Origin of the sequence: Candidatus Rhabdochlamydia sp. W815 (assembly GCF_018642185.1) — a bacterium.
GTDB lineage: Bacteria > Chlamydiota > Chlamydiia > Chlamydiales > Rhabdochlamydiaceae > Rhabdochlamydia > Rhabdochlamydia oedothoracis.
In genome coordinates this window covers 1-12,548 of record NZ_JAAVTY010000035.1, presented here as the reverse complement: position 1 = coordinate 12,548, position 12,548 = coordinate 1, and the positions used below count along the sequence as shown (strand labels likewise).

At 36.6% G+C, this 12,548-nt stretch carries 16 protein-coding genes; 8 read left to right on the top strand and 8 right to left on the bottom strand.

Features of this window, described 5'->3' with window-relative positions; all coding sequences use genetic code 11:
* A partial coding sequence (locus RHOW815_RS09310; RefSeq protein WP_251368221.1) for a transposase occupies window positions 1-257 on the top strand: 257 nt, incomplete at its 5' end.
* Window positions 258-441: 184 nt separating this feature from the next.
* Here RHOW815_RS09310 and RHOW815_RS03795 read toward each other — a convergent pair.
* From RHOW815_RS03795 to rimO, 8 genes are all read right to left on the bottom strand, one after another.
* Window positions 442-741: a transposase gene (locus RHOW815_RS03795; protein ID WP_215217020.1), complete on the bottom strand. Its 300-nt coding sequence runs from the start codon at window positions 739-741 to the stop codon at window positions 442-444.
* Window positions 742-896: 155 nt separating this feature from the next.
* Window positions 897-1,952 (bottom strand): class I fructose-bisphosphate aldolase, encoded by a 1,056-nt coding sequence (locus tag RHOW815_RS03790; protein ID WP_215217019.1) that lies wholly within the window; start codon window positions 1,950-1,952, stop codon window positions 897-899.
* 130 nt (window positions 1,953-2,082) lie between these two features.
* Window positions 2,083-3,423 carry a sugar porter family MFS transporter gene (locus RHOW815_RS03785; RefSeq protein WP_215217018.1) on the bottom strand — a complete coding sequence of 447 codons (1,341 nt, stop codon included), beginning with the start codon at window positions 3,421-3,423 and terminating at the stop codon, window positions 2,083-2,085.
* A complete protein-coding gene (locus RHOW815_RS03780) occupies window positions 3,413-3,868 on the bottom strand; it encodes a GNAT family N-acetyltransferase (RefSeq protein WP_215217017.1) in 456 nt (151 codons plus the stop codon). The genes RHOW815_RS03785 and RHOW815_RS03780 overlap by 11 nt, the downstream gene beginning before the upstream one ends.
* 245 nt (window positions 3,869-4,113) lie before the next feature.
* Window positions 4,114-4,389: a class I SAM-dependent methyltransferase gene (locus RHOW815_RS03775; protein WP_245397491.1), complete on the bottom strand. Its 276-nt coding sequence runs from the start codon at window positions 4,387-4,389 to the stop codon at window positions 4,114-4,116.
* The gene (locus RHOW815_RS03770; protein ID WP_215217022.1) at window positions 4,373-4,681 is read right to left on the bottom strand and encodes a hypothetical protein; all 309 of its coding nucleotides are present in this window, start codon (window positions 4,679-4,681) and stop codon (window positions 4,373-4,375) included. The genes RHOW815_RS03775 and RHOW815_RS03770 overlap by 17 nt, the downstream gene beginning before the upstream one ends.
* On the bottom strand, window positions 4,651-4,953 hold the full coding sequence (locus tag RHOW815_RS03765) for a hypothetical protein (protein WP_215217015.1): 303 nt from the start codon (window positions 4,951-4,953) through the stop codon (window positions 4,651-4,653). The genes RHOW815_RS03770 and RHOW815_RS03765 overlap by 31 nt, the downstream gene beginning before the upstream one ends.
* Window positions 4,950-6,338: a 30S ribosomal protein S12 methylthiotransferase RimO gene (gene rimO, locus RHOW815_RS03760; RefSeq protein WP_215217014.1), complete on the bottom strand. Its 1,389-nt coding sequence runs from the start codon at window positions 6,336-6,338 to the stop codon at window positions 4,950-4,952. Before rimO ends, RHOW815_RS03765 begins: the two co-directional genes overlap by 4 nt.
* A gap of 203 nt (window positions 6,339-6,541) precedes the next feature.
* On the opposite strand from rimO, the gene RHOW815_RS03755 reads away from it, so the two are divergent.
* The 7 genes from RHOW815_RS03755 to RHOW815_RS03725 all read left to right on the top strand — a co-directional run bounded on the left by RHOW815_RS03755 (window position 6,542) and on the right by RHOW815_RS03725 (window position 12,301).
* Window positions 6,542-7,222: a hypothetical protein gene (locus tag RHOW815_RS03755; protein ID WP_215217013.1), complete on the top strand. Its 681-nt coding sequence runs from the start codon at window positions 6,542-6,544 to the stop codon at window positions 7,220-7,222.
* Window positions 7,223-7,406: 184 nt separating this feature from the next.
* Window positions 7,407-7,940, top strand: coding sequence for a hypothetical protein (locus tag RHOW815_RS03750; protein ID WP_215217012.1), 534 nt, complete (start codon window positions 7,407-7,409; stop codon window positions 7,938-7,940).
* 138 nt (window positions 7,941-8,078) lie between these two features.
* Window positions 8,079-8,546, top strand: coding sequence for a hypothetical protein (locus RHOW815_RS03745; RefSeq protein ID WP_215217011.1), 468 nt, complete (start codon window positions 8,079-8,081; stop codon window positions 8,544-8,546).
* 35 nt (window positions 8,547-8,581) lie between these two features.
* Window positions 8,582-9,508 (top strand): ABC transporter permease, encoded by a 927-nt coding sequence (locus RHOW815_RS03740; RefSeq protein ID WP_215217021.1) that lies wholly within the window; start codon window positions 8,582-8,584, stop codon window positions 9,506-9,508.
* Window positions 9,505-10,419 (top strand): ABC transporter permease, encoded by a 915-nt coding sequence (locus tag RHOW815_RS03735; RefSeq protein WP_215217010.1) that lies wholly within the window; start codon window positions 9,505-9,507, stop codon window positions 10,417-10,419. Before RHOW815_RS03740 ends, RHOW815_RS03735 begins: the two co-directional genes overlap by 4 nt.
* Complete coding sequence (locus RHOW815_RS03730) at window positions 10,416-11,393, top strand: ABC transporter ATP-binding protein (RefSeq protein ID WP_215217009.1); 978 nt, start codon at window positions 10,416-10,418, stop codon at window positions 11,391-11,393. Before RHOW815_RS03735 ends, RHOW815_RS03730 begins: the two co-directional genes overlap by 4 nt.
* Complete coding sequence (locus tag RHOW815_RS03725) at window positions 11,390-12,301, top strand: ABC transporter ATP-binding protein (RefSeq protein ID WP_215217008.1); 912 nt, start codon at window positions 11,390-11,392, stop codon at window positions 12,299-12,301. The genes RHOW815_RS03730 and RHOW815_RS03725 overlap by 4 nt, the downstream gene beginning before the upstream one ends.
* Window positions 12,302-12,548 lie beyond the last annotated feature (247 nt).

The following is a 12,548-nucleotide window of genomic DNA, read 5'->3' as shown; positions in this document are numbered from 1 at the left end:
AGTTTCTGATGTCTTCTAGGATTAAAGTGCACTATCTCCCTCCTTATTCGCCGAATTTGAATCCTATTGAACGCTTGTGGAAGATCTTAAAGGAAAAGACGGTATACAATCGATATTACGAAACGTCGGTAACTTTTTTTCAGGCAATTAGAGGATTCTTCTTAGAAGAGATACCGAAAATAACAGATATTTTGAAATGTAGGATAAACGACAAGTTTCAAGTCGTTGACTTAAATCCCATTAAGCTAGCCGTTTGAATCGGCACTAGTATAGATCGACTACGCTCATGAATGCTTTTAATTTTTTTTAGATATTCTGCGGTTTCCCTAGCTCTTTTACTGGGCTTTCTACAAACAAAGCAATAAAAATTGCTTCTAGACACCTTTAAAAGTTTTGCCATCTTCTTCACTATACACTTGTAATGCTGCTTTTTCATAAACTCTAATTTGCTTTTCTTGGTCGTGAGAAGATGGTCATAGCCTTTTTTAAGATATCTTTTTCCTGTTTCCTATCTGCTAATTTTTTACGAAGGCGATACATCTCTTCATTGCAGGGTTTGATCTTGCCTGATCCAGGAAAACTCTTTTCTCCTTGCTCTTTAAATTCTTGAATCCACCCGGCTAAAGTTCCCATAGGAACTTCAATATCACGGGATATCGATGTCATGGATTTCCCGCTTTCTCTATAGTGCTTTACTATATTTAACTTAAATTCTCGATCATATTTTTTTTGATTTCTCATAAGAACCTCTTTAATAAATTTGTTTTAATCTATTCGGGTTCTTCATGTCCAATTTATTGTAGCAAGATCATTTTTTAGATAATCTTAAAAAACATATTCAAGCAACAAACAAGGCTTATCTAAGATAAAGCCTTGTTATATAAATTTGATGAAGATTAAGCAATTGTAACTTTTTTACAGAGGTATACATCTTGGATTGCATGAAGGATTTGCACGCCTTCTTTAAGAGGTCTCTGAAAAGCTTTACGTCCAGAAATCAAGCCCATACCGCCTGCTCTTTTATTAATAACAGCTGTTTCTACAGCTTGGTTTAAATCATTTGCTCCTTCTGAAGGCCCACCTGAATTAATTAAACCCACTCGGCCCATGTAACCATTTGCCACTTGATAACGACATAGATCAATCATGTGATCAGAACAGAGTTCTGTGTACATTTTTTCTGTTTGCTTACCAAATTTTAGCGCTTTAAAACCACTATTATTTACAGGTAATTTTTGTTTTACAATATCCGCTCCAATCGTAGCCCCTAAATGATCTGCTTGACCGGTTAAATCAGCTGCTTCATGAAAATCTTTATCAGCTGTTTTAAAAGCAGGATTGCGTAAGTAGCACCACAAGACAGTCGCCATGCCTAAATCATGAGCGAGTGCAAAAGCTTGAGACACCTCTTGTATTTGCGTGCGGCATTCCGGTGAACCAAAATAGATTGTTGCCCCTACAGAAACACAACCCATATCATACGCTTGTTCCACATTTGCAAACAGGGTTTGTTCAAATTTGTTAGGATAGCTTAATAGCTCATTGTGGTTTAGCTTCAGCATAAAGGGAATTTTATGCGCATAACGACGCGCAACCATACTTAGAACACCCAAGGTAGAAGCAACAGCATTGCATCCTCCTTCAATAGCTAATTTTACAATATTTTCAGGATCAAAATAGTCGGGATTTGCAGCAAAAGAGGCTCCTGCTGTATGTTCTATTCCTTGATCTACCGGTAAAATGGAGAGATAGCCCGTTCCTCCTAGGCGTCCTGCTTGAAACATCATGTTTAAACTATTTAACACGCGATTATTGCGATCAGATTGGGAAAAAATGCGGTCGACAAAGTCAGGACCTGGTAGATGCAATCGCTCTTTAGGAATCTTACAAGTATGATCCAGTAAATCTTTAGCTTTTTTACCTAATAGCTTTTCAATATGAGTAAGCGACATAGAAGAACCTCTAGATTTTAAAATTTTTAAAAAAAGACAACTATATATAAAAAAACAGCTTTTTTAAAGAATTTTAAGATCTAAAAGGCAAATTTCTGTAAATTCTTAGCTTTTATTTTTATAAAAAAATTTATTTTTGCAGAATTTGTTCGATTTCCTCTAAGCTTTTCTCCTTTGTTTCAGGCACATATCTAAGCACAAACCAAAAAGCTATCATGCTAATCACGCCATAAGCAAGAAAAGATCCTCCAATTCCCATAGAAACTAATAAACTAGGAAATGTCAGTGAAACAAAATAATTACAGAGCCAATTTACAAATGTAGCAAGAGTCATTGCTTTACCGCGTACCTTTAATGGATAAATCTCTGAGAGCAACACCCAGGTGATTGGACCTAAACCAATAGCAAAAAAAGCAACATAAGTCATTAAACTAACGACAGCCATTTCATCAATTAATGAAGAGCGTAAAAAAGAAGTAATAGCAAGAGAGCATAAACTAACCACCATTCCTGCAATTCCTATCAAAAGCAACCTTCTTCTTCCTATACGGTCTAATAGCCAAACAGATACAAGTGTGGCTAATACATTAATCACACCAATGGACAAAGTAGCAAAGGTAGCACTAATAGCAGACGTATACCCCGCTCCTTGAAAAATACGAGGCGCGTAATAAATAATCGTATTAATCCCTGTAATCTGTTGAAAGGCGCTAATGAAAAGCCCTATGAATAAAATGGGGCTTAATTTAGAGGAGAATAAAAGCCTCCAAGCTTTTTTATTCCTAGAGCTAGCAGAATGCTTCATTTCACCAATATGGCCCTTCCAATCTCGATCTAAACGCAATCTCTCTAAAACAATAATAGCAAGACGAGACTTCCCATTTTTAAAAAGCCAACCAGGAGATTCCGGTGTAAAAAAAAGAGCAAGCAATTGAATCGCAGCAGGAAGGCTGCCAATAATAAACATTTCTTGCCAATCTGCTTTTTTTGCATAAATATAATTAATGATATACGCTCCAAGAATTCCGAGCGTAATGAATAATTGATAAGTAGAAACGATCGCTCCTCTATGATTAGGAGGTGCAATTTCAGCAAGATATAAAGGCGCTGTTACAGAAATAACTCCAACAGCTATCCCGCTGACCACACGCCCAGCTAGCAGCATAAAATAAGAATGCGATTCCGCTGTAATCCAAGAGCCCAAAATAAATAAAACAGCTGTCAGCATAATCGTCCATTTACGCCCTAAGCAATCGGCTAAATACCCCCCTATTAAGGCCCCTGCAAGAGCTCCTAATAAGATGATGCTAACCAATACTCCTTGTTCTGCAATAGATAGATGAAAAATCGGAGATAAAAAAATTAAAGCCCCTGAAATAATGGCTGTATGATATCCAAATAATAACCCCCCTAAACAAGCTGTTGTCACAACAAAGATCATATATCTGCTTAAACGCTGCTTATGAGCCATATTTTGCCTCTTTTTTTTGTAGTGTCTTTTTCATAAGTCGATGTGGAATACCAATTTTTTCAATGGTAGGACCCTCCGGTTGATAACCCATTTGCTGATAAAAACCTTCTACTTCTTTATACGCATAGAGATACACGTAATAGATGCCTTTTTTTTCCAACCCTTTTTCTAATGTACAAAGTAATTTGCGGCCAAATCCTCTTCCTCGATACTCTTCACTCATGACCATTTGGTAAATACGTCCCTTAATTTCACTCTCTGGAGAGAAGGAAACCGAGCCCACTACTTTTTTGCTTTCTAAAACAACCAGATGCAAACCGTTTATTTCCCCTGGTATTTCTTCGGTTTCTGGAGCTAAACCAAGTGGTTTATGCAACGTTTCCCAACGCAGCATCTTGGCTAAACCATATTCTATATTGTCAACAGTAATCCATTTGAATTTCATAAGACACATACTCCTTTTATAGATAAAGAGTTTCTTTCTTTGCACCATACAATAAAGTGGTATTTTTATAAAAAGAGGTAACTTATTTGTTAACAAACCCTGAGAAGAAAGCTCTTTAAATAATCCCCTTCGGGATGAAACAAAGAAATAGGATGATCGGGTGTTTGAAAAAGAATCATAAAGAATCATAAGGCATTTTAGCCAAACTCAGGCGGTTTATTTCTTTATATCCAAAGCTAAGCACATTATTCATGTCTTGCCTTCTCTTTGCAAAAACAGGAGGATCTAATTGTCGTAAATACTCGAATACATCTGCTTGAACAATGGAATGCGCTTTTACTCACATCTATGCTAGTTACATGCTTAGCACCAGCTGATAGAGCAAATAAAGATAATCCTCCCGTATAAGAAAAGCAATTCCAGATCTTTTTACCTTTAGCGTGACGAAAAATGAGTTGACGCATTTCTCTTTGATCTAAAAATAAACCGGTTTTTTGTCCCTCTTCAGGGGTAACATACATAGATAAGCCATTTTCTTTTACAAGCAGCTCTTGAGGAACTTTCCCAAATAAAATCGCTTTCTTCTCTTCTAAAACTTCTTGCAAACGTGCTGAAGAAACGGATTTCTCTAAGACCCCTGATAATAGGGGGAAGTTTTTTTAATAATAAAGAGAGAATTTTCTCTTTTAAACGCTGCATGCCCCATGTATTGATTTGCATAACAGCTATGGTGTCGTGGATGTCAATGATAAGACCTGGAAGCTCATCTGCTTCAGCATTTACTAATGCGAAAACAAATAGTTTTTTTGGCAAAATACTTTTTTACGCAACTCAATAGCCCGATCTAAATGCTTATTCAGCACAACATCTTCTAAATCTCTATCAAAGCTTAACGCCCTTGCTGCCAGAGAATTATCTTTATGAAAGTACGCTTGTGCTAAATATTGTCCAGAAGAGCTATAAACCTCTAAAATCTCTCCTTGTTCAAACTCTGGCAAAGAATCAATAGCTCCAGAAAAGATCCACGGATGTCGATGTAAAAGGGATTTTTCTCGACTAGGCTTTAAGATAGCTCGTTTTTTCATACAACCATATTAAGTGAGGTTTTTTTCTCTAAAGATCGAATGGCTTTTCCAATCAAATCATAATCAGCGACATCTGTGATTTCCACTTCATATAACTCGGGCACATTTTTTACCTTGCGAGCGTCATTGATAATTACCATACCATCAATCTCCGGTGCTTGCCCAGAAAACCTTCCACATAGAAGATAGGGGGAATCAGGATGAGTGTCTTCTATAATAACAGGTATTTTTTGCCCTATATATTTTTGATTTCTTTGGGTAATAACCTGCATTTGCGCCTTTGCTACTCTATCAAAACGAGCCTGTTTTACTTCTTCTACTATATGATCTGGCAGCTTTGCAGAAGTAGATTGTTCCTCGCAGGAATACTTAAAAATCCCAATATGTTCGATAGGATGTTTTTGGATAAACTCAATAAGTTCATCCACTTCTTCCTCTGTTTCTGAAGGGAATCCCACCATTAAGCTTGTACGAATGACCACATTCGGAACATTCTTGCGCAACTTTCCTATTGTTTCAATAATCTGTTGCTTAGAGGTTTTTCGTTTCATAGCTTTTAAGATCCGATTACTAATATGCTGAATGGGCATATCTAAATAAGGACAGATTCTCTTATCAGCTTTCATTAAAGCAATTAACCCATCGGTGATCTCATCAGGATAAAGGTATAATAACCTTAACCAAAAAGAACCTTTTTCAGATAAAAGAAGAGAGATCACATTCTCTAATCCTTGTTTATCGACTAGGTCTTTGCCATAGTCCCCTAAATCTTGAGCGATTAAAATCACTTCCTTTACCCCTTGAGAAACAAGAGCACGAAATTCTTTAAGAATTTGAGGTATAGGTTTACTACGCAGGCGGCCTTTAATCTTGGGGATAATGCAAAAAGCGCATTGTTTGGCGCATCCTTCTGCTATTTTTAAATAAGCATAATGCTTTGGTGTGGATAGCTGTCTTGGTATCTCACCCCATTCCAAATAGCTACGGGCATTAGATACCGCTTCTCCAGGACTATCAGCTATAATGGCTTCTAAAATTTTTTCCACATCCCCAGAGCCTAAAAAGTAATGAATATGAGGAAATTGCTCTTTGAGCTGGTCTTTATGTTTTTGCACCATGCAACCAGCCACAATGACCTTTGCCTCTGTTTTTTTCTCTTGGAAAAAGTTATGTACCGAACCGATAGACTCTTGTCTAGCAGAGGCTAAAAACCCACAAGTATTAACCACTAGAAAATCTGCTTCATTAAGCTGATCTGTAATCTGATAGCCAGCCTTTAGCACCATTCCTAACATAACCTCGGTATCCACTAGGTTTCGGGCACATCCAAGGCTAGTAAAGTGAATTTTATTTTTTAATGTTTTTAACTGAGAAGGGTATTTCATGATTTTGCCTTAGTAAACTTAAAGAAGTATCAATAAAAGCAGAATTTCCTACCAGTTCTTATTATTAAAAAAATATTTACTAATAGATTATATTAAGATTAGATTAACATCAAATATTAATTAAATAAACATATTAAATTAATTACGTTTTAATTTATAATTAATATCTATTTGAATAATAAACAATATAAAAGGAAATAATTATGGCAACTTTAACACAAACAAATAGGTTCACACCTTTTGCTCTCCCTCCATCATATCAGGAGGCGATGGGAATAAACATTCAACCAACGGCTCCTGTTCAATCACTAGAAGACGCTCTTATAGAGCTTGGGCAAAACTCTGAAAATGCGCATATTAGAAATATTGCTCAATATCATATAACGCCTAAACAACCCAACCTAGCAAAAAAAATTAAAACCTTTTTTGCCGAAAAGTGGACTGCAACTAAAGCGTATCCTCAAGCGGGTGCAAATAAAGTAAAAAATATCTTTAATTCTGCTTATCACCACCCAACTGTTCCTTATATCGGGGCTGGCCTATTAGGTACAGCTACAGGTTTATTAATGGGCTTAAGCGTTCCTACAGGATTTATGCTAGGTGTTGCTGTAAAATTGGGAAGTATAGGTTTAGATAAAGGGCTAGATGCTATCAATAGTGCTAGTAATCAAATATTTAACTGGGTTAATGGTTCTAAACCAGAATCAGAAAATATCTCACAATCCTCTTTTAAACAGACGGTTAGAATTGTTCCGATTGCTGTTTTAAGCTTCTCTTTAGGGTTAAACTCTTATAATCTTGCTTTAGCTAGTAAAATTGCTGCTACTGCTGTGGTTATTGGAGCCGGGGCTTTTGCAATAGGAACCACTGTACATGCACAGTAGAGCCTAAATTTAATTGAGATTTTTTTGAAAAACCAGCTGTATTTAATCTTTGATTATCCTAATATAAGTTGATCTTTTTTAAGAATATAGGTCAGCTTTTTTTATTCAAAAAATTTTCTTAAATAAGGCAATAAAAGTTGTTAATCTTTAATAAGATACTCTACTTTCACTAAGGAGAAATTATATGTCAACCCCAGCAAGCTTACCATTTTTAAGTCAGCCACTTAAAACATTTTTTAATAAGCAGACTAATATAAAGGATTATCTAATCGGTCAAACCGCCTTTAGTACAGCCTTGGGATTTTTTGTCTGTCGCCTTCCTTTTTTTCAATCAGCAGCATTAGGCTTGGCAACTGAAGGTTCTCGGTATGTAACAGACAAAGCAATTGCGCAACTCTCTGCTAAATTCTCTTTTATCGAAAATAATAGAACAGTTGTAAAAACAGCTTTGGTTGCAGGATCATTTTTTTTAGCAAAAGCGGTAATTAATACAATTCTCCCAGGCTCTTCGACTCTTTTTAGAGCTGGTCTCTTAATGAGTGCTATTTATTTAGTGGCAGAGCCGATAGCTACAACAATTCGCCAGGCATGCACTAAAGAAGGCAAGACGGTTAAGCAATCTCTGATAGATATTAAAAACGATATCGGCAAACAATACCCAATTGCAACACAAAAAATAAACGATCTATGGAATCGTTTAGTTGGTAACAATTCTTAGCACTCTTAGCTACTTGTTTCTTAAAAGCTCATCTTGTTATAATAAGATGAGCTTTGTTTTTTTACCAAATTCTTAGTACAAGCTCTTTTTATATTTATCTAGTTTGTTGGTTTTTATAATTAACGTTTAGGAGTTTTTATGCTGTCTTTTGACATGTCAGTGAAAACACCTGATAATCAAGAAAAATCTCTTAGAAGGTACGTAGCAGAGCAAGCAATTGTCGGATTTGTAATAGGAAGAGTCTTTTATTGCCTATGTCCTTTATCAGGAGCTCTTTTAGGAGCTGCTACCGCTGGTTCTCATGTAATCAGAAAGAAGGAGATCTTAGAAAAATTTCCAGATCCTTTCAGGAATCCTTTATTGAAAATCAATGATACCATAAACAAAACAGCCCTATTAGCTATTGGTTTTTTCACTTCTATATTGTGCATAAGTTTACTAACAGCCCCTCCTCTTCCCTTTTTCAAAGCAGCCATTGTTATGGGATATGTTCACAACATGGGAGGAGAGACTTTTAATACAATGTCTGAGCTTTTCGCAAACGCTTATTCAAAAATAAATTTACCTAAAAAAACAAAGGAGTATTTGCCAAAAAAAGCCATTTGATTATCCTAGCTTGGAATGAAACCTCTTATGTAAGGATGTTAGCTTTCATTATTTATCTTTTATTGAAAAAAACATCTACTTTAGTTAGCTCTCTTTTAGCTGTAATTACAGTGACGTTTTTTTTAATGCATTCTATTCCGGGTAGTCCTTTTGCAGATGATAAGTTAGATGCTGAAATTTCAAAAGCCCTTGCTACTCACTATGGCCTAGATCAACCTTTATGGTTACAATATGTAAAGTATTTAAAAAATATCTGTGTATTTGATCTAGGTCCTTCTCTTCACTATCAAGGAAGAGCTGTGAAAGATGTCATTATCAATGGATTTCCTACATCTTTTGTACTAGGCTTAGAGGCCATGACGCTCGCTATTTTAGCAGGTATAGGATTAGGGTTGGTTTCTGCAGCAAATCATCTTAAATGGCAAGATTGTGTAAGCATGCTCTTTGCTACTTTTTGTATGTCTTTACCTAGTTTTATTTTGGCAACCCTCTTACAGTTCGTTTTTGCTATGAAGCTTGATTTGCTACCAGTAGCTCGTTGGGGCAGTTTTGCGCAAAGCATTATGCCAGCTTTATCCCTTGCTGCTTTGCCAACAGCTTTTATAGCCAGGCTTACTAGAGTCAATTTAATTGAAGCCATGCAACAAGATTATATCTTAACCGCTCGGGCAAAGGGTTTAGGTCAAATGCAGATCATATATAAGCACGCCTTGCGTAACGCCATCTTCCCCGTTCTTTCTTATTTAGCGCCTCTTTCAGCAAATATTTTTATCGGAAGCTTTGCCGTTGAGAGAATTTTTGCTATCCCTGGCTTAGGACACTCTTTTGTACAAAGTATTATTAATCGCGATTATTCAATGATTATGGGGCTAACCATTTTTTATAGCTGTATTCTGTTGTTAGCTGTTTGGCTAATTGATACAATTTATCTATTCTTAGACCCCAGGTTAAAAGACAGATGAATGAATTATTTACCCCCTTAACTGCTATAGAAAGAGCTCGATTGCTTGATGAAAAAGAGGAAATGCCGAGCACTTCCCCTTTACGCCTAGCCTGGAGCCAACTCGTCAAAAAAAAATCTGCTTTGTTAGGGTTATCTCTTTTAATTTTACTCATGATCATGGCTATTATCGGGCCTTATCTTTCTCCTTACAAATACTATGAGATTAATCTTCCTCTTAGAAATCAACCTCCTTGTCGCAATTATTGGTTTGGAACAGATGATCTTGGAAGAGATCTATTCACGAGATGTTGGTGGGGAGCGAGGATTTCTTTTTTTGTAGGCATCTCTGCTTCTACCATCGATTTAATCATAGGTGTACTCTATGGGGTATGCGCTGGATTTTTAGGTAAAAAAATAGAAATGCGTATGATGCGCATGTTAGACATCTTTTATTCTATTCCCTATTTACTATTCATCATTTTGCTAATTACAGTCATTGGTTCAGGGGTATTTACCATTATTCTTTCTTTGGCCTTAATAGGCTGGGTCAATATGGCTCGTATTGTACGCAGCCAAATACTACAAATTAAGCAACAAGGGTATGTTCAAGCAGCTTTTGCTTTGGGTGCTCCTCGCTGGCATATCATGCGCAAGCATTTAATTCCTAATGCAGTGGGCTCCATTATGGTGACTTTGACCCTTACAGTTCCTTGGGCTATTTTTGTAGAGGCTTTTTTAAGTTTTCTTGGATTAGGAGTACAAGCTCCTACCGCTAGTTTAGGAATGATGATCCATGATAGTTTATATGCGATTCGTTATTACCCTTGGCGCCTAATTGTTCCAGCTGCTTGTATTAGCTTAAGCTTATTGGGCTTAAATTTATTAGCAGAGGGCTTAAGGGAAGTGCTTAACCCAAGACACATGCAATGAAACAACCTGTGCTTACTGTTAAAAACTTAAGTGTCCAATTTTTCGACAAAAATAAGTGTATACATGCAGTTCGCGATGTCTCTTTTACATTAGCTACAAACCAAATCTTAGCGGTTGTAGGAGAATCAGGCTGTGGAAAAACAACATTAGCAAAAGCAATCATCGCTTTACTTCCTCCGGAAAAAACCGCTATTCAAGGACAAATTTACTACCAAGATCAACCTCTTCTCCCCTATGTAGAAAAAAAAATGCAAACGATTAGAGGTAGGCGTATTGCCATGATTTTTCAAGATCCTATGACCTCATTAAACCCGACCATTACCATCGGTAAACAACTTAAGGAAGGCTATCTACACCATTTTCCCCATGCCTCCATGCAAGAAGCTCAAGACCAATCTTTAAAGCTATTAGAAGAAGTGGGGATTACCAATCCTAAGCAGTGTCTCTCTAGTTATCCTCATATGTTAAGCGGAGGTATGCGTCAAAGAGTGATCATTGCCATTGCATTGATTTGTGCACCGCAGCTTTTAATTGCAGATGAACCAACAACGGCTTTAGACCTAACCATTCAAGCACAAATTCTCGAACTACTTAAGAAAATACAAATAAAAAGAGAGATGAGCATTTTGTGGATTACCCATGATTTATCTATAGTTTCTCAATTTTGTGACCATGTAATGGTAATGTATGCAGGGCAAGTTATAGAAAGTAGCAACACCCAAAAACTCTTCTCTTCTCCTTTGCATCCCTACACACAAAGACTACTGCAAATATTACCCCAATCCCGCTTAACTCCTTTCGAACCCATTGCTGGTTTTCCTCCTGATTTAAGCACCATATTCCCTGGGTGTAGCTTTTGTGCTCGCTGCGACCAATCCATGCGCATTTGCCTTTCCCAAATGCCAACCTTAAAAGAAATCAAGCAAGATCAATTATGCGCTTGTTTTCAATACGATCCGAGGAGAAAATCATGAGTCTTATACAGGCTGAGGATTTATCCAAGCGATTTCTATTGAAAAAAGGCTATACCCAAGCATTTTCGGATCTTTCTTTTTCTATCTTGCCTCAAGAGACTCTTGGATTAATTGGAGAAAGCGGATCGGGTAAATCCACTTTAGGGAAATGTTTACTGCGTTTAGAAGAGCCCACTTCTGGAGGTGTGTATTTTGAAAACCAAAATCTATTAAAGTTTTCTAAAAAACAACTTTTTCGTTTTCGAAGTAAAGCTCAAATTATCCTACAAGATCCTTATGCTTCTTTAAATCCAAAAATGACGGCAGCTGAAGCTATCATGGAGCCTTTGCAGATTCACTGTAAATACATTAAAGAAGCTAATAGACAGTTAGCTTACGAAGCGTTTATCCGTGTAGGATTACATGCTAGTTCTTTTAATCGCCTCCCTCATGAATTTTCAGGAGGTCAAAGACAAAGAATTGCTATTGCACGAGCTCTGATATTAAATCCTGCTTTTATCGTGTGTGATGAACCTATTTCAGCTTTAGATATATCGACTCAAGCACAAATCATTACCCTCTTAAAAAAATTGCAAGAAGAGCTACATGTCAGCTATCTATTTATTGCTCATAATCTCCATATGGTAAGGCATATTTCTCACAGAGTAGCTGTTATGTATTTAGGAAATTTTGTAGAACTTGCACCTACAGAGGATCTGTATCAAAATCCTCTACATCCCTACACTCAGGCTTTATTTGCTACTATGCCGGGGTCTTTTTTTCAAAAAGCTAAACCTACAGTTAGCCCTTCTTCTTCAGGTTGCCCTTTTGCAGCTCGCTGTCCATATGCTACAAAAATTTGCAGCCAAGAAAAACCTATATGGAAGGAAAAGCATTCAGAGCATTTCGTCGCGTGTCATTTGCACTAGACTTCTTTCGAAATTCCTCAAAGCAACTCCAAATTGTGAATCGCTGCGATAAGATTAAATCGCAAACCAAACCCTCTTTCTCCGATTTCTGTACCTATCTCTTATTAAATCGATATACTTATTTGCATTCAAATTAAGAGTTTTAATATATAAACATTTTTATACAAAAGATAACATCTTCTTGCAAAATAGAGCAGTTTTTTCAAAAAAAACTAGTTATGCAATTCTTAATTTGAAATCAAACTAG